The organism is Kitasatospora sp. NBC_00240 (assembly GCF_026342405.1).
In the GTDB taxonomy this organism is placed as follows: Bacteria; Actinomycetota; Actinomycetes; order Streptomycetales; family Streptomycetaceae; genus Kitasatospora.
This window is the reverse complement of the sequence record NZ_JAPEMU010000001.1, coordinates 2806523-2824087: the sequence shown is the minus strand read 5'-3', so window position 1 is coordinate 2824087 and position 17565 is coordinate 2806523. Positions and strand designations below refer to the sequence as shown.

Genomic DNA, 17565 nt, shown 5'->3' with positions numbered 1-17565 from the left:
AGCCCACGTCAGATCGATCCCACGCTAGGACCGCAACTCGTGGAAGCCGCAGCGAGGTTGCTCGCGGAGGAGGGCCCCAAGGCGCTGTCGACGCGCCGGCTCGCCGCCGAGGTGGGCACCTCCACGATGGCGGTCTACACGCACTTCGGCGGCAAGGGCGACCTGGTCAGGGCGATGGTCCGGGAGGGCTTCAGCTACCTCAACCGCAGTCTCACCGACGTCCGCGAGAGCGAGGACCCGGTCGCCGACGTGGCCGTCCTCGGCTGGGCGTACCGCCGCAACGCCCTCGAACACCGCAATCTCTACAACGTGATGTTCGGCAGCGCGGTGCTCGGCAGCTTCTCGCTCGCCGACGAGGACCGTCAGCACGGGCGCTACACCCTGGAGACCCTGGTCCGGGCCGTCGCCCGCTGCATGGCGACCGGCCGGCTGCGGCCCGGCGACCCGCAGTCCGTGGCCCACCAGCTGTGGATCGCCCTGCACGGGCTGGTCACCCTCGAACTCGGCGGCTACCTGATCCCGCCGAACGACGCGGACACCTGCTTCGAGGCCCAGGTCGGCGGACTGCTGATGGGCGCCGGCGCCGACCCGGCCGAGACCCTGGACTCGCTGGAGCGGGCACGCGGACGGCTGGTCTGAGGGTGCCGGAGCGGGCACGCGGACGACGGGCCTGAGGGTGCCGGAGCGGGCACGCGGACGGCTGGTCTGAGGGTGCCGGAGCGGGCACGCGGACGACGGGCCTGAGCGCGCTGTGCGCCCGGGCCCGCCGCGGTGCCGCTCCGGTCAGTGCGGGGCGTTCCAGGGCGCCGTGGGCCACCAGATGTAGCCCAGCCGGCCCAGGATCCGCACGTCCCAGTACACCAGCGTGAAGACGCCGGCCACCAGGAAGGCCGCGGCCGTCACGGCCGCCACCCGCCCCGGCGAGGCCGACAGCAGGCGCCGCAGCCGACCGCCCAGCCCGTACGTCAGCGCGACCACCAGCACCGACATCACCAGGATGTTGCCCAGCGACTGCAGGGTGAAGGCCGCGGCGCCGTACAGCGGGTTGTGCGTGCTCGCGGCGTGCCGGAAGAGGTCCCGGAACAGCGGGTACGGGCGCCCGATCAGGAACCCGCCGACCAGCGCGCCCAGCACCACCATCGGGGCGTTCGGGAACCGCCGGGACAACGGTCCCAGCGGGTCCTTCACCACGCCCGCCGCGGCCAGCCCCAGCACGATCATGGCCAGGCCGATCAGACCGAAGGCGATCATCGACTGGGCGCTGCGCGCCGAGATCGTGCCGGCCGGCGCCGAGGCCGTCGAGAACTGCGGCATCCGGGTGCCGACGATCCCGACCAGCGCGCCGTACGCGGCCGACACCGGGATCATCCCGACCGCCATCCAGCCCAGCGGCCCGGCCGTGTGCAGGAGCTTCTCGCGGCGCGAGCCGCTGCTGCCCACCATCGGGCCCACCGCGCCGAACACCGCGATGTTGCAGGCCGTGAACGAGCCGGCCAGGCCGGTCACGAACGCGAACAGCACACCCGACGCGACACTCGCGATCGGCGTCCCGTGGGCGTCGTGGCCGAGCAGGGCGTTGGCCGTGTTGACGCCGATCTCGGTGTCCACCAGTTTCGAGGACCAGGCGTAGGAGAGGAACAGGCCGAAAGCGGCGCTCAGCAGTACCAGGAGTCCGCGGCGACGCGGAAAGCTCCCACTGACGAAGAGCGAGGTACGGTCGGCCTCGGTGACGGGCGCCGGCGCACGCTTGAGATCACTCACGTAGGTGTTCTTCCTCTGGAGGGGCGGTGCGGGACGGCTTGATTCTGGGGGGGACGGAGTCGCCACGTCTTCTTCCGTCGTGCTCTCGGCTGGGCACGTTCGAAGTAGACGGCCCTTCGGGCGGACCGCAAGGATTTCGGTTGGAGAGCTGCGCCCGATAGCAGCCCCGATCCCCGGAGGAAAACCATGGCGGGTTCTTGGCGTGCGCTCAGGCGCCGCATTCTGACCCCAGATCATTCGGAAACACTGCTTTCCAAGCGAGGCTTCCACGAGAAGAGCGCGGATTCCCGGGACCTCCTGGAGACCGTCGGCGCGACCTTTCTCACCGGATACGCCTACGTGATGGAGGCGCGGACGGTCGCCGACGCCGAGACGCGGCTGGAGGAGATTCCCGAGCAATTCCGGGGATTCGCCTACGAGGGCGCCGGAATGGGCGCCGCGATGCTGGACGGCTTCGGCCTCGGCAACGGCCGCAAGGTGGCCGACCTGCTCGCCGGCCGCGGCCGCCACCACAGCTACATGGTCTACGTCGGCGTGGGCTGGGCGATGGCCCGGCTGCCGAGGTTCCGCTGGGCCGCGGTCAGCCCGCCGGACCCGCTGCTGCGCTGGCTGGTGCTCGACGGCTACGGCTTCCACCAGGCGTACTTCCACACCCGCAAGTACGTCCACGAGCACTACCAGGAGCGCCGCTTCCCGTGGCCGGCCGGCGCCCCCGCGGGCTACTCGGACCGGGCGCTCGACCAGGGCATCGGCCGTGCCATGTGGTTCGTCGGCGGCTCCGCCCCCGACGTGGTGGCCGACCTGATCGACCGGTTCCCCGAGTCCCGCCGGGAGGACCTCTACAGCGGCGCCGGACTGGCCGCGACCTACGCGGGCGGCGGCGACGAGGCCGAGCTGCGTCTCTTCCTGCGGCGGGCCGGCAAGTACCGTACGCAGGTCGCCCAGGCCTCCGCCTTCGCCGCCACCGCGCGGGTGGAGGCCGGCCTGGTCACCCCGCACACCGAACTGGCGGCCCGGTTCTTCTGCGACCTGACGCCGCAGCAGGCGGCCGCGCTCTGCGACAAGGCCCGACCCGTCCCGGTGGTGGACGGCGCGGTGCCCGCGTACGAGGTGTGGCGCCGGCGGATCGCCGAGCAGCTGGTCGCCCAGGGCGACGTGGTCGCATGAGCGTCCCCGACGCCGCGCGCACCCGCGCCCGGCGGCTCCCGCCCGGCCCGCCGGCCCGCCGGGCCCCGGCCCTGCTGGCCAGCATGGCGCGCGACCGGCTCACCGTGATGACCTCGGCGGCGCTGCGCTACGGCGACGCCGTGCGGCTGCCGCTCGGCCCCAAGACGCTGTTCTTCTTCAACCACCCGGACCACGCCAAGCGGGTGCTGGCCGACAACGCGGCCAACTACCACAAGGGCATCGGCCTGGTGCACGCCCGCCGGGCGCTCGGCGACGGGCTGCTGACCAGCGAGGGCGATCTGTGGCGCGCCCAGCGCAAGGTCATCCAGCCGGTCTTCCAGCCCCGCCGGATCGCCCGGCAGACCGGCGTGATCGCGGAGGAGGCGGCCAAGCTGGTCGCCCGGCTGCGCGCGCACGCCGGCGGCGGCCCGGTCGACATCCGGGAGGAGATGACCGGGCTCACCCTGGGCATCCTCGGCCGGACCCTGCTCGACGCGGACCTGGGCGCCTACGACTCCATCGGGGAGTCCTTCGAGGTGGTCCAGGACCAGGCGATCTTCGAGATGATGTCGCTCAGCGCCGTCCCGTCGTGGCTGCCGCTGCCCCAGCAGCGGCGCTTCCGCCGGGCCCGCGCCGACCTGGAGCGGATCACCGCGGAGCTGGCCGCCGAACGCGCCGCGCGTCCCGCCGAGGACGGCGACGACGTGCTCTCCCGGCTGATCGAGGCGACCGCCGCCGAGCCGGACGAGGCCGTCCGCCGGCAGCGGATGCGGGACGAGCTGGTGACCCTGCTGCTGGCCGGGCACGAGACCACCGCCTCCACGCTCAGCTGGACCTTCACCGAGCTCGACCAGCACCCGCTGGTGTGGGAGAAGGTGCACGCCGAGGTGGTGAGCGTGCTGGGGGACCGTCAACCCACCCCCGAGGACCTGCACCGGCTGACCTACACCTCGATGGTGCTGGAGGAGGTGATGCGGCTCCACCCGCCGGTCTGGATCCTGCCCCGCAAGGCGCAGCAGGAGGACGAGATCGGCGGGTTCCACGTGCCGGCCGGCGCCGAGGTGCTGATCTGCCCGTACACCCTGCACCGCCACCCCGACTTCTGGGAGGCGCCGGACCGCTTCGACCCGGAGCGGTTCGCACCGGACCGGGCGGGCAGCCGGCACCGCTACAGCTACATCCCGTTCGGCGCCGGCCCGCGCTACTGCGTGGGCAGCAGCCTGGGTCTGCTGGAGGCGACCGTGGTGATCGCGGCCGTCGTCCGTGAGCTGAAGCTGGCGAAGGCGCCCGGCCATGTGGTCCGGCCGGAGCCGATGCTGACCCTGCGGGTCCAGGGCGGTCTGCCGATGACCGTGCACCCGGTCGACTGACCCGGTCCCGCCCGTGAAGGAGCCCCCCGGCCGGGTGCACGGCCGGGGGGCTCCTTCACGGGCGGGGCGGTCGGTCAGTCGTCCAACCGCTGGAAGCCGCCCGCGAAGTAGAGCAGCGGGTCGTCGGCCGGAGCGCGGCCGATGTCCAGCACCGAGCCGAGGAAGATCGAGTGGTCGCCGCCGTCGTACTCGGCGGTCAGCTCGCACTCCAGCCAGGCCTGGGCGCCGACCAGCACGGGTGCCCCGGTGAACCGGCCGGGGACGGTCTCCACGGCCTCGAACTCCTCGGCGCCGCGGGGTCGGTGGCGGTCCGCGAAGTGCCGGGCCGCCTTCTCCTGGCCGCCCGAGAGGACCGAGACGGCGAAGGCCTGCTCGGCCAGGATGGTCTCGTGCACGGCGGCCGTCCGCAGCACGCAGACCAGGATCACCGCCGGGTCCAGCGAGACCGAGGTGAAGGAGTTGGCCGTCATGCCCCGGGGGGCGGTCCGGCCGGCCGTGAGCACGGTGACACCGGTGGCGAACCTCCCCAGCACGCCGCGCAGTTCGCTCCGGTCGTGGGTGGGGCGCTGGTGGCCGGCCCGGGCGGTCGCCGGGCCGCCCGCGGGCAGTCTGTCGGTCGAGGTCATCGGCTACGCCTCGCTCGGGACGGGGACGGGCCGCGCGGCGGCCCGCGCGGCGGCGCCGACGGGCGCCGCCGTGAACGGCTCCAGGGCCTGGCGCAGCTGCTCCGGGACCCTGGTCGGCCGGGTGTCGTTGTTCGGCCCGCGCATGCACGCGACCCGCTGCTGACCCCGGGCGACCAGCTCCTCGCCGCCGCCGGCGGGCAGCCGGACGTAGTCGAAGGCGAAGCCGATCTGGGTCTGGGTGAGGTCCTGCAGCCGCATCCGGATCGACAGCTCGTCGAAGGCGGTGATCTCCGCGAAGAACTCGCAGTCCACCTTGAGGGTGAACAGCTTCAGGTCGTCGCGGATGTCCGCGAGCACCTCGGGGGCCAGCTCCCGCAGGAACATCTCCCGACAGCGCCCCTGCCAGCGCAGGTAGTTGACGTAGTACACGTTGCCGACCAGGTTGGTCTCCTCGAACCCGACGAGGTGGCGGTACTCGTAGAACGGCTGCATGATCAGTCCTCGCTCTCCGACATCAGGGCGAACATCACCGGTACGTCGACCCCGTGCAGGGCCGTCGGGAAGGTCGCGATCCGCGCATCGCCGGACCGCAGCAGGACCCAGCGCTCCGGAGTGTCCGGCACGTCGGCCGGCGTCAGGCCGGCCAGCGCGCGGCCGTTCTTGCGCAGGCACTCGGTCGCGCCCCAGACCCGCGCGGCGGCGGAGGTGAGGTGCTCGTCGTGCTCCGCGGCCAGCAGCTCGGCGAGGGCGAAGCCGTCCGGGCCGAGCAGGGCGGCCCAGTCGGCCGCCGAGCGGTCCGTCACGGGCTCCACGTCGCAGCCCACCGGGCCCGACCCGAGCACCGTGAAGGTGACGCCGGCGCCGTGCGAGGAGGACACCCGGCCGGTGTCGATCTCCGGCCGGCCGTCCGGTCGGTAGCGCACCGGTGTCTGCCGCCCGAGCGCCCAGGCGACGGCGGCCGCCGTCCGCTCCCGGCGCTCCGCGACGCCCTCCGCGGGCCGGTAGCCGTCCGGCAGGACGACGCCCCGCAGGGGTGTGCCCAGCAGCGTCTCGGCGCGGCGCTCCAGGTAGCCGCCGAGCAGCGCGGGGTGCCACGGGCCGGTCCCGTCCTGCTTGCGCACCGCCCGCAGTTCCAGGCCCTCCCAGCGCTCGACCAGCAGGCCTTCCTGGTCGCGCACGTCGAGGTCGTACAGGTAGGTGTCACCGTCGCGGGAGCGCTCGACGGCGTGCAGGGTGACCTGCTTGTCGGTGTCCCCGCCGGCCGGCGCGGCCAGGTGCAGCCGCCGGACGCTGACCGGGAGCAGGGTGGCGTCCGGGACGCAGGCCTGGATCGAGTGCATCAGCGCGTCCCGGGTGCCCGGGTCGGCCAGCACCAGGCTGTCCGGCAGGTAGCCGGCGAACCAGGGCGCGGCCGCCGTGGTGGAGATCTCCGCGACGCAGCCCTTGGCGGCCAGCTCCCGGTAGCCGAGCAGGCGCTGGAAGCGTCCGCCCTGGAAGAGCACCGGGCCGTAGAGGTCGCGGGCCGGGTCGAGCGGCACCCGCGGGGCGTCCTCGGCGACCGGCCGCGGGCCGGCGTCCTCGGGGGCCGGGGCGCCGAAGCGCAGGGTGGCCCGGAAGTGGTCCGCCTGGAAGTTGGTCTCGCTGCTGCGGATCACCGCCTGGACGGTGCCGGCCTCCTTGGCCAGCACCGCGACCCGCACGGTGGTGGTGCCGCCGACCGGGACGACGATCGGCCGCAGGAACTCCATGTCCTCCAGCGTCGGCACGCCCGGCAGCCCGAGCAGGGCCGAGCCGGCCTGCGACATCGCCTCCATGCCCAGGACGGCGGGGAAGAGCAGGTCCCCGTCGAGCAGGTGGTCCGAGAGGTAGGGGTCGCCGGCCGCGGAGAGGTCCGCGTCGGCCACCAGCTCGATGCCCGGGTAGTACGCCTGCGGCCGCTCCAGGAAGCGCAGCAGCGGCAGTTCGCGCCGGCCGAGGTCGAGCGTGGGCAGGCCGCCGGCCCGGCCCATCACGACCATCGCGGTGGGCGCGGCCGGGTCGGCGAGCAGCTGCTTGAGCAGTGCGACGCCCTGCTCGGTCGGGATCGGCTCGATGCCCTCGCGGATCAGCGCCTCCAGCACGCCGAGCCGCTCGCCCATCCCGGCCCCCGACCACACCGACCACTCCAGGGCCAGGCAGCGGCAGTCCGGGTAGTCCTCCTGGACCCGCAGGGTCAGGTCGGTGAGCCAGTCGTTGGCGGTGGCGTAGTCCGCCTCGCCGCGCAGGCCGGCCCGGCCGATGATGGAGCCGAAGGTGACCAGCAGCCGCAGCGCGGCGGGGTCGGTGGCGGCCAGCACGTTCTCCAGGCCGGTGATCTTGGTGGCCAGGGTCCGCCGGAACGAGGACTCGTCCAGGTTGGCCAGGCCGTGCGGCTCGTTGCGGCCGGCGCCGTGCAGGACGGCGGTCACCGGCCCGAGCGCGGCGCGGATCTCGCCGACCGCGTCCTTGACCTCGTCGGCGGAGGTGACGTCGGCCCGCGCGTAGTGGAAGGCCACACCCGCGGCCTCCATCCGCTCCAGGTTCGCCGCCAGCTCGGTGTCCCGCGCCGGGTCCGAGCGGCCCAGCAGGCCGATCGAGGCGCCGGTGTCGAGCGCGAGTTCCAGCGCGCACTCGGCGGTGATGCCCTTGCCGCCGCCGGTCACCAGCAGGACGTCGGTGCCGTCCAGGGCCGGGCGTCCGGCCCCGTCGGCGGCCGGCGCCAGCGGCCGCAGCACCGGGACCCGGCGCACGCCCTCCCGGTCGTAGTGGATCTCGGCGAAGCCGGAGGTCCCGGCCACGTCCGCGGCGATCCGGGTGCCCAGCTCCCGGGCGGTGGCGTCCGCCAGGTCGTCCGGCAGCGGCAGCGTGACCAGGGTGGTGGTGACCCCCGGCGCCTCCAGGTGCAGGGTCTTGGCCAGGCCGGCCGCACCGCGCCGGTCGCCGACCGCCACGAACCGGCCGCCGCCGCCGGCGGACAGCGCGGCCCGGGCGGCGCTCAGCATCAGCGCCGCGTGCTCCTGCCCGCAGTCCCGCGGCAGGCAGAGCAGCACCCCGCCGCCGAGGCCGGCCGAGTCCAGCGAGCGGCGCAGCGCCTCCGCCAGCGGGTGCCGCTCCGGGGCGAAGACCTGCCAGCGGCCCGGCGTCTGCCCGGGCCGGGCGAGGGCCGCCCTGGGCGCCGGGACGAGGTCGACGGCGAAGGCCCGCACCCAGGGGGCGACGCCGGCGGCGATCCGCGGCGCCTCGTCCCGGCCGTCCGCGGTCTCGGCCAACTCGTCCAGCAGCCCGGCGAGTTCGCCCAGGGTGGAGGTCGCGAAGGCGGAGGTGACCATCGGGGCCGAGATGCCGAGTTCCTGCGCCGCCTGGTTCATGATCTGGCCGACGGTGATGGAGCTCAGGTGCAGTTCGTCCAGCGGGTTGATGTGCGGGCCGACCGCGTCGAGGGGCAGTTCGGCCCGGTCGGCGGCCAGCTGCAGCAGGACCTGCAGGCTGCTGGTGCCCGGCTCGGCCGTGGCCGTGGCCGTTGCGGCGGCGACCGGCGCCGCCGTGGCGGCCGCCGTGGCGGGCCGCTCCTCGCGCTGCACGCCGGCGAAGGTGAAGTCACCCTCCGGCGCCGCCTCGCAAGGGCTGGCGAAGAAGCGGAACTCCTTGTCCAGCGGCAGCGGCCGGGTGAAGCGGTCGCGGAACAGCTCCGCGTGCCGGACGGGGGCGCCCAGCGCGAACGCCGCCGCCACCGCGCCGAACAGGCCGGCCAGCGAGCCGCTGTCCGACTCCAGCGAGACGGTCGGCACCGACGGCGCGATCTCGCCCGCCAGGCCGCGCAGCACCCGCCCGGGCCCGACCTCCACCAGCAGGTCGACGTCGGACGCCAGCGCCCGGACGGCCTCGTCGAAGCGCACCGGGTCCAGCACCTGCCGGGTGAGCAGCTCCACCACATCCACCTCGGACGGGAGTTCGCCGGCGGTGACGGTGGAGAGCATCCGTCTGGCCAGCGGAGCGAAGGTCTCGGTCGCCAGGTGGGCGCGCAGCCCCTCGGCGGCCGGGGCCACCGCCTCCGAGTGGAAGGCGTGCGACACGTTGATCCGGGCGGTGCCGATACCGGCGGCGGCGGCCTTGGCGCAGACCCGCTCCACCGCCGCGACCGGTCCCGAGACGACAGTCTGCGCGGGGCTGTTGTAGCCCGCGATCACCACCGGCTCACCGGTCAGCAGCGGTTCGACCAGCGCGGCCTCGGCGGCGATGCCCGCCATCGTCCCACCGCCGTCGCTGGCGTCCGCCATGATCCGCCCGCGGGCGGCGGCGATCCGCAGCAGCGCGCTCTCGTCCATGGCGCCGGCCCAGTGCAGCGCGGTCACCTCGCCGAGGCTGTGGCCGGCCGCGCCGACGGCCTCGATGCCGAGGGCGGCGAGCACCCGCAGCCCGGCGACGGACGCGGTGACGATCCGCGGTTGCGCCACGGCGGTGGCGACCAGGTCGCCGCCGGTGGGCTGGGCGTGGGTGTCGTACAGCTCGTCCACGGTGGCGAAGCGCCGCCGGAGCGCGCCGCCGTCGCCGCGCCGCCCGGCGCCCTGGCCGGGGAAGAGGAAGCCGATCCGCGGGTTGAGGGCGGCGTTGCCGAGGTACACCCCGCCGCTCGGGTCCAGCACCGAGCGGGCGCCGGAGTCCAGCAGGGTCAGCAGCTTGGTGAAGCGTGCCTCGGCCTGCTCCGGGTCGGCGGCGACCACGGCGGCGCGGATCGGGCGGTCCGCCAGGTCGCCCTGCAGGGTGGCGGCCAGGTCGCCGAGTTCGGCGAAGGACAGCCGGGGGGTGAGCCCCGCGAGGGTGGCCACCTTGCCGCGCAGTTCGGCCATCCCGTCGGCGTCGAGGAGCAGCAGCTCGACGTCCTGCCGGGAGGCGACCAGCCGGCGGGTGGTGGTGCCGACGCCGGTCTTGCGGACGCCGTCGGCGTGCTCGACCACCACGTGGGCGTTGATGCCGCCGAAGCCCATCGAGGAGACGCCGGCGCGTACCGGCGCGTCCTGCGGCCACAGTTCGGCCTGGTCCGGCACCCGCAGGGCGGGCCGCTCGCCGGTCAGCTCCGGGTGCGGGTCGGTGTGGCTGGTGGCCGGGGGGATCACCTGGTGGCGCACCGCCAGGACGGCCTTGAGCAGGCCGGCGACCCCGGCGGCCGCCTTGGTGTGGCCGAAGTTGCCCTTCACCGTGCTGATCGCGGCCGGCGGCGCGTCCGGGTCGGCGGCGCGGCGGGCCTCGGTGAAGGCGCGCAGCTCGGTGGCGTCCCCGACCGCGGTGCCGGTGCCGTGGCCCTCGAAGTACGACACCGTCTCGATGCCGAACCCGGCTGTGGCGTAAGCCCGTTGGAGGGCGAGCCGGTGCCCGCTCGCCTCGGGGCGGGTGATGCCGCCCTTGCCGTCGGAGGAGTAGCCCCAGCCGGCGATCGACGCGTAGCGGAACCGGCCCTCGCTGCGGGCGTCCTGATCACGCATCAGGACGAGCATGCCGCAGCCCTCGCCGGGCCAGAAGCCGTTGGAGCCCTTGTCGTAGACCTTCATCTCGCCGGTGGCCAGCGCGCCGGTCTTGGCGAAGCCGATCACCTCGAAGGGGTCGATGCTGAGGTCCACGCCGCCGACGATCGCGACGTCCAGGCGCCCGTCGACCAGCGCGTCGCAGGCGGTGGCGACCGACAGCAGCGAGGAGGAGCAGGCGCCGTCGACGGTGAACCCGCCGCCCTTGAAGTCGAAGTGGTTGCAGATCCGGCCGGCGATGGTGTTGGCCAGGCCACCGGCCAGAGTGTCCTCGCCGATCGGCGGGAAGGGGCTCTTGTAGCGCTCCTCCAGGCCGTCCAGGAACCCGGCCAGCGAGGCGTCGTCCCAGCCCTGCTCGCGCAGCGCGGCGCCGACCGTGCGCCGGACGTACGGCCAGCGCAGCCGCATCAGGTTGGCCCGGCTGAACTCGCCGGTGAGGGTGTTGCCGATGATGACCCCGGTGTTGGCCTCGGCGAGGCCGGCGCCGAGCGGGAACCCGGCGTCCTCCAGGGCGCGGGCGGCGGTGTCGAGCGCCAGCCAGTGCGTCATGTCGGTGGCGCGGAAGGTCGAGCCGGCGACCCGGTGCTTGACCCGGTCGAACTCGAAGCCCTCGATCACCGCGGCCTTGGCGGAGTAGAACTTGTCCGGGGCGGACGGGTCCGGGTCGTAGTAGTCCTCGGCCCGCATCCGCTCGTCCGGCAGGCGGCGGAACGCCCGGCGGCCGGTGAGCACGTTCTGCCAGAGCTGCTCCGGCGAGTCCGCGTCGGGGTAGCGGCAGGCGATGCCGACGACGGCTATCCCTGCGGGCTTGGTGGGGTTGGTGGTCATGCGGCCATCGCCTCGGATCCGGTCTGCTTGCCGATCTCGGCGGCGATGCTGTCGCCGAGTCCGGTCCCGGACGCCTTGGCGTCCCGGGACCGCTTGATCAGGTGCGCCACCCACCAGCCGGCCCCGCGCAGCCCGCAGACCACGGTGACCGCGAAGAACAGCGTGTAGACGACGTTGAAGAGCATCAGGACGCCGTAGACCATGCCGACCCAGGAACCGAACATGAACTGGTTGCGGGGCTTGGACGGCGTGGTGCCCGGGTCGCTGATCATGTAGTTGGTGAAGAGCACGAAGGCCACGCCGCTCATCGGGCCGAGCGCCGAGAAGATGGCCACGTCCCAGACCCAGTGCCGGATCAGGGCCTGGATCACGAAGCCGCCGAGCCACCCGACGATCAGCGCGACCTTCTTGGTCAGCAGGGCGTTGATCACGGTGCCGGAGGTGACGATGATCAGCGGGATGGCCACCCGGAAGAACGTGTTGGCGTTCTCGGTGAACTCGTACGGCGGGGCGATGCTCACCCAGGAGCCGTAACAGACCAGGGTGACGGTGATCCCGAAGTTGGACGGGTTCATGAAGTGCCGCATCCGGCCGGCCACCGGCGCCTGCAGCGCGTGCTTGCCGGCCACGCCGACGAAGGTCGCGAACAGCACCGGGAGGATCTGGTCGTTCGCGTAGAGCAGCATGTTCGCGGCCAGCGCGGTGATGTGCGAGGGGAGCAGGAACTCGTACAGGCCGCGCATGCCGTTGCCGCGGAACCGCGAGGTGCGGCGCTGCGCCCAGGCGCTGAGGACCTCGAAGGCGATCTCGGTGACGTAGGCGGTCAGCACCGCGATGATCGGCCAGAGCCAGGGCTGCTCGAAGCCGAGCAGGGTGTAGCCGAAGATGTTGAAGACGGAGATGGAGATCGCGAAGTTGCGCAGCGCGAGGTAGCGCGGGTCCTTCGCGGCGGGGGGCGCGGCGGCGGGCACGGGCACCGGCTTGGGGGCCGTGCGGGGGGTGACGGGACTCATCGGCTCGGAACCTCCTGGACGTCGCTGGTCAGCAGCAGCGAGTGGGTGCCGGGCTGCAGCTGCTCGGTCTTCTCGTGCATCGCGCCGGAGGTGTCCCGCCAGCAGAGCTCCACGGTGACCGGGCCGTTGTAGGCGGCGAGGCCGAAGTGCACGTCGAAGCTGCGGTACCCGCCGTGGCCGCTGCCGCCGTCCAGCTGGGAGACCCGGGTGCCGTCCGGTGTGGTGATCTTCACGGTGGCGCCGTATGCGGGGGTGCCGGTGTTGGTGATGCCCTGGCCGGCCGTGGCCTCGCCGGAGGGGCGGTACAGCCGCAGGTTGAGGAAGTTGCCGGGCTTGGGAGCCTGGTTGGCGTAGAAGGCCGGCGGTCCCCACTGGCGGGCGACGGCGAAGTCCAGCAGGCCGCTGCCGGTGGTGTCACCGGTGGCTATGGCCCGGGTCGGGGTGGGGACCGCCAGGCCCAGCTGCTTGCTGATGTTGGCGAAGGTGCCGCTCGGCGTCCGGGCGTAGAAGGCGAGCACGTCGTCGCCGGCCAGGTCGTCGCCGGGCTGGACGTTGGGCCACATCGCCGGGTTGGAGAGCAGGTCGTCGTTGGTCATGGCCATCTCCTGCAGCCACGGCCACCGGTCGATGTTGCCCTTGACGAAGCCGTCGGCCTGGAGGATGGAGAGATTGCCGTCGTTGCGGAAGTCGGCCATCTTGGTGTCCCAGCCCCAGCCGGTCCACGCCACGCCGTGCTCGCGGGCCTCCTGGGTGAACGGCGCGACGCCGTCCTCCAGTTGCCGCTTCATGTCGGCGTTGTCCTTGGCCTGGTTCACCCAGAGGAAGTTGGACTCCTCCAGGCCCCAGGCCGCGGTGATGTTGCTGACCATCATGTCGAAGCTGCCGTTGTTGTTGATGTCGGCGAAGTCGACGCCCATGCCCTTGAACGAGCCCTTGCCGAGCACGAAGGACTTGGGGGTGGTCGCGTCCCGCCGGCCGGTCGCCTCGATGAACTTGATGCGGCCCGGCGTGGACTGGTTGTGCAGCAGGTGCGCGTGGCCGAAGTCGTTGGCGATGTAGAGGTCCGGGCGGCCCTGGCCGGTGAGGTCGGCGCCCGCGATGGCCAGCGTCCAGCCGGTGGAGGCGTCGAAGGGGATGGCGTCCCGCTCCTCGACGAAGGCGACGTCCGGCTCGGGGCCGGTGCTGGCCTTCGCCCAGCGCAGCACGTGGTCGCCGCCGGCGTTCTTGGCACTGGAGAGGGACTCGTTCATCTCCACGTTGTTCAGGCCGTTCGGGTCGAGCACGTCCGAGTCGGGGAAGTAGTTCCCGATCACGATCGACGGGTGGCCGCTGCCGTCCAGGTCGCCGACGTACGCCGCGTCGGTGTTCCAGCGGGGGCCGTGGTACTTGCCGTCGAGGGACTGCGAGGGCACCACTTCGCGCGCCGTGTAGCTCTTGGCGGTGAGCGTGCCGGCGTCGGAGTTCGCCAGGAAGACGACCGGGGTGCGGCCCCAGTAGGTGGCCAGCAGGTCGGTCCGGCCGTCGCCGTTGAAGTCCCCGGGGGTGCAGCCGGTCGGCGCCATGGTGTTGTCCATCGGCAGCGGAGCGGCGTCCAGGACGAACGGGGTGAAGCGGTCGGCCTGGCGGGCGGTGGGGGTGTACGTCACCACGATCTGGTCGGTCCTGGTGTCGACGATGCACATGCCGTCGGCCAGGCCGTGCCCGGTCAGGTCGTTGATGGCGATGCCGGCGCCGACCGAGGAGATCCAGGAGCGGATCTTGTGGTACGCCGGGTTCACCACCCGGACGGTGTTCATCGGCTGGGACTCGTACCCGGGAGGCATCGCGATCGGCATCTCCTGGAACTTGTACTGCGTGGCGACCTCGTCGCCCCCGGCCACCGCCACCCCGTCCCGGACGGCGAAGAACAGTGAGGTCGCCACCACCACCGTCGCCACTCCCGGAATCAGTCTACGAATTCGCTCGCGGTACAACGCATTCCCCTCTCCATGCAGGCATTCCGTGCAGGAATAACAATGTGATGGATAGTCGGCCGGATAGGCTGTTCAACTCCCTTTGTAGGCCGTCATAGTTTTTGAGCATGAGTCACCCCCTGCCGTCCCGCTTCTCCCATCTTGCCCACCGGTTCTGCGGGCGCCGGCCGGGAGGGAGAGCACGTTCGGAGAAGACAGCCGGACGCGGCGGCTGTGAAGCTCGTGGACAGAAGGTGTTGTTCCAATCGGATTCCGCGACCCCGAGGACGTTCCATGGCGCAGACTTATGACGACATCGTTGTCGGATCGGGCTCGGCCGGCGCGGCGATCGCCGCACGGCTCAGCGAGGACCCTTCGCGCAAGGTGCTCCTGCTGGAGGCCGGTCCTGACTTCCCAGGGACCGCCGACCTCCCGGACGACATCCGGGACGGCAACGCGATGTCCCTGAGCGCGCACGACTGGAAGTTCAGGGCCGAGATCAGCGACGGCCGCAGGATTCTCTTCCCCCGCGGGAAGGTGTCCGGAGGATCATCCTCGGTAGGGGCGACCATCGCCCTGCGGGGTGTTCCCGAGAATTTCGACGAATGGGCCGGTGCCGGAAACCAGGAATGGTCCTGGTCCGAGGTGCTGCCCTTTTACCGAAAGCTCGAGGACGACCTCGACCGCGGTGACGAGGAGATTCACGGAAAGGGCGGGCCGATACCGGTCCGGCGGTGGCGGCCGGAGGAGCTGACGCCTGCCCAGGCGGCATTTGTCGAGGCGAGTCTGGGTGCCGGCTTCCCCGAGGTGGCGGACCACAATCATCCGGAGGCCAGCGGAATCGGGCCGATTCCGTCGAACCGCCGGGACACCGAGGTCCGGGTCAATGCCGCCCTGGCCTACCTCACCCCCGAGGTGCGGTCCCGGGAGAACCTGACCGTGCGGGCGGGCGTGCTCGTCCACCGGGTGCTGTTCGAGGGCGTCCGCGCGGTGGGGGTCGAGCTCTCCGCCGGCGGCGGGGCGGCCGAGGAGGTGCGGTCGCGGCGGGTGGTGCTCTCCGCGGGCGCGGTCAACTCGCCCACCATCCTGCTGCGGTCGGGCATCGGCCCGGCCGAGGACCTGCGCCGCCTGGGCATCGACGTCCGGCTCGACCGGCCCGGCGTCGGCGCCAACCTGATCGACCACCCTCGTACCGGCGTCTTCATGAAGCCGGCCCCCGGGGCGATCCGGCGCACCGATCCCTTCCTCCAGGCCATGGTGCGCACCACGGCGAAGGGCTCGTCCGACTTCAACGACCTGCAGTACTACATGGTCAACCACTTCGACCTGACGATGTTCCCCGACCTGCAGATGCTGGCCGGCGGCAACGTGATCCTGGGCGTGATGGTGGTCGACCAGAAGCCCCAGTCCCGCGGAAGCCTGCGGCTGAGCTCCGCCGACCCGGCGGCCGCCCCCGACATCGACCTGAACTTCCTCTCCACCGAGCGCGACCTGGAGAAGCTCGCCGACGCCGTCCGGACCTGCTGGGAGCTGGTCAACCACCCCGGCATCCGCAGCCTCGGCGAGGACTTCATCGTCCTCAACGACCAGCTGATCGAGAACGAGGAGATGGTCCGCCAGTACACCCGGGTGAGCCTGGACAGTGCCTACCACCCGGTCGGCACCGCCCGGATGGGCCTGGCGGAGGACGAGGGCGCGGTCGTCGACGGGCACCTGCGGGTGCACGGCACCGAGGGGCTCTACCTGGCCGACGCCTCGGTGATGCCGGGGATCGTCAACTGCAACACCAACCTGACCTCCACCATGATCGGCGAGCGGCTGGCGGACTGGCTGCGCGCCGGCTGATCCGGCCGTCGCGGGCACGGTCGGGGGGAAGCGCCCGGGCGCGGCCGGGGGCACCCGGGGGCATCGCCGGAAGTAGGGCGAGGACCGGCACCGGAACCAGAACCAGCACCGGAACGAGAACCAGCACCGGAACCAGGACCAGGACCAGAGCCAGGACCAGAACCGAAACCAGAACCAGGAGAGTTCGATGAACCTGCCCAAGGTGGCAACGCGCGAGGAGTGGCTCCAGGCCCGCAAGGAGCTGCTGGAGAAGGAGAAGCAGCTCACCCGGCTGCACGACGAGGTCGTCGCGGCCCGGCCGGAACTGCCCATGGTCAAGGTCGACAAGGACTACGTCTTCCACGGCCCCCAGGGCGAGCTGTCGCTGCTCGACCTGTTCCAGGGCCGGCGCCAGCTGATCGTCCGCCACTTCATGTTCGGCCCGGACCAGGAGGAGGGCTGCATCGGCTGCTCGATGCAGGCCGACTCGGTCGGGCACCTGTCCCACATCAACGCTCGGGAGACCACCTTCGTCATGGTCTCGCGCGGCCAACTGCCCAAGCTGGAGGCCTTCAAGGCGCGGATGGGCTGGGACATCCCCTGGGTGTCCTCGTTCGGCTCCGACTTCAACGTGGACTACCACGTCACCACCGAGCAGGGCGAACTCCCCGGCGTGAGCGTCTTCATGACCGACGGGACGGACGTCTTCCACACCTACTCGATCTACGACCGGGGCGGTGACATCTTCAAGAACTTCTACAACTACCTGGACCTGACGCCGCTCGGGCGCCAGGAGGCGCAGCTGGAGCAGCCCTGGGACTGGTGGCGTCACCACGACATGTACGACAACGAGGCCGCCAGCACCGCGGGGACGAACTGGTGGAACGGTACGGACAAGTTCGCCAGCTGATGCGCCGGCCCGGTTGGCTCGGCCAGTACCCGGCGGTGGCCGGGGCGGTCCTGCTGCCGCTCGCCGGCGGCTGGATCGGTTGGTGGGTGCGGCACCACGCGCTGGGGGCGGCGCTGGGTGTGGTGGCCGGCCTGCTGGCCGCCGTGGCCCTGGTGGTGCTGGTGGAGTTCGGCTGAGCACGGGCCCGGGGTTGGTCCGGGCCCGGGCCCGGGGGTGAGCCTGGGCCCGGGGCCGGGCCGGCCGGCTGCCGGCCCAGGCCCGCTCCGCGCGTGCGACCCGTCCGCGCGTACGTCCCGTCCGTCCGAGCGCCGGGGCCCGTCCGTCCGACCGCGAGCAGCGGCCGGGCGAGCGGGCCCCGGCGCTCGTCGGCGTTCCCGGCTCCTTGGGGCGGCCGCGCCGGGCGGCGCGCGGTGAAGCGGGGCCGGTCGGACGGCCGGGGCGGGTGCGCGGCCCGGAAATGGTTCGCGATCGGAGTGCAACTCCCAGGTTGCTCCTGGGGGGTCGATGTGCGACTATGGAGTCGTAACCATCGGCGGCAGTGAAGGGGTCCTCTCATGGGTGACCAGCTGATCGAACG

General features: G+C 72.6%; 12 protein-coding genes. 6 read left to right on the top strand and 6 right to left on the bottom strand.

Going from position 1 to position 17565, the window contains the following annotated elements; all coding sequences use genetic code 11:
• The first annotated feature begins 39 nt into the window (after window positions 1-39).
• Entirely contained in the window at window positions 40-639 is a 600-nt protein-coding gene (locus OG689_RS12035; protein WP_266320048.1) for a TetR/AcrR family transcriptional regulator, read from the top strand.
• 144 nt (window positions 640-783) lie between these two features.
• Here the strand turns inward: OG689_RS12035 and OG689_RS12030 are convergent, their stop codons facing one another.
• Complete coding sequence (locus OG689_RS12030) at window positions 784-1761, bottom strand: hypothetical protein (RefSeq protein ID WP_266320046.1); 978 nt, start codon at window positions 1759-1761, stop codon at window positions 784-786.
• Between the two features lie 186 nt (window positions 1762-1947).
• Here OG689_RS12030 and OG689_RS12025 point away from each other — a divergent pair, with 186 nt between their 5' ends.
• On the top strand, window positions 1948-2928 hold the full coding sequence (locus OG689_RS12025) for a DUF1702 family protein (RefSeq protein ID WP_266320045.1): 981 nt from the start codon (window positions 1948-1950) through the stop codon (window positions 2926-2928).
• The gene (locus tag OG689_RS12020) at window positions 2925-4298 is read left to right on the top strand and encodes a cytochrome P450 (RefSeq protein ID WP_266320043.1); all 1374 of its coding nucleotides are present in this window, start codon (window positions 2925-2927) and stop codon (window positions 4296-4298) included. The genes OG689_RS12025 and OG689_RS12020 overlap by 4 nt, the downstream gene beginning before the upstream one ends.
• Window positions 4299-4372: 74 nt before the next feature.
• Here OG689_RS12020 and OG689_RS12015 read toward each other — a convergent pair whose 3' ends face one another.
• From OG689_RS12015 to OG689_RS11995, 5 genes are read right to left on the bottom strand one after another with little or no spacing between them, the layout of a single operon-like run.
• Window positions 4373-4924: a flavin reductase family protein gene (locus OG689_RS12015; RefSeq protein ID WP_266320042.1), complete on the bottom strand. Its 552-nt coding sequence runs from the start codon at window positions 4922-4924 to the stop codon at window positions 4373-4375.
• Window positions 4925-4927: 3 nt separating this feature from the next.
• Window positions 4928-5416, bottom strand: coding sequence for an acyl-CoA thioesterase (locus OG689_RS12010; RefSeq protein ID WP_266320040.1), 489 nt, complete (start codon window positions 5414-5416; stop codon window positions 4928-4930).
• A gap of 2 nt (window positions 5417-5418) precedes the next feature.
• Window positions 5419-11289: a type I polyketide synthase gene (locus OG689_RS12005; RefSeq protein ID WP_266320038.1), complete on the bottom strand. Its 5871-nt coding sequence runs from the start codon at window positions 11287-11289 to the stop codon at window positions 5419-5421.
• Window positions 11286-12302: an enediyne biosynthesis protein gene (locus tag OG689_RS12000; protein WP_266320036.1), complete on the bottom strand. Its 1017-nt coding sequence runs from the start codon at window positions 12300-12302 to the stop codon at window positions 11286-11288. Before OG689_RS12000 ends, OG689_RS12005 begins: the two co-directional genes overlap by 4 nt.
• Window positions 12299-14239 carry a CRTAC1 family protein gene (locus OG689_RS11995; protein WP_266320035.1) on the bottom strand — a complete coding sequence of 647 codons (1941 nt, stop codon included), beginning with the start codon at window positions 14237-14239 and terminating at the stop codon, window positions 12299-12301. The genes OG689_RS12000 and OG689_RS11995 overlap by 4 nt, the downstream gene beginning before the upstream one ends.
• Before the next feature lie 309 nt (window positions 14240-14548).
• On the opposite strand from OG689_RS11995, the gene OG689_RS11990 reads away from it, so the two are divergent.
• The 3 genes from OG689_RS11990 to OG689_RS11980 all read left to right on the top strand — a co-directional run bounded on the left by OG689_RS11990 (window position 14549) and on the right by OG689_RS11980 (window position 17164).
• The gene (locus OG689_RS11990) at window positions 14549-16099 is read left to right on the top strand and encodes a GMC family oxidoreductase N-terminal domain-containing protein (protein ID WP_266320034.1); all 1551 of its coding nucleotides are present in this window, start codon (window positions 14549-14551) and stop codon (window positions 16097-16099) included.
• A 187-nt stretch (window positions 16100-16286) separates the two neighbouring features.
• Complete coding sequence (locus OG689_RS11985; RefSeq protein WP_266320033.1) at window positions 16287-16988, top strand: DUF899 domain-containing protein; 702 nt, start codon at window positions 16287-16289, stop codon at window positions 16986-16988.
• On the top strand, window positions 16988-17164 hold the full coding sequence (locus OG689_RS11980; RefSeq protein ID WP_266320032.1) for a hypothetical protein: 177 nt from the start codon (window positions 16988-16990) through the stop codon (window positions 17162-17164). The genes OG689_RS11985 and OG689_RS11980 overlap by 1 nt, the downstream gene beginning before the upstream one ends.
• Window positions 17165-17565: the final 401 nt, after the last annotated feature.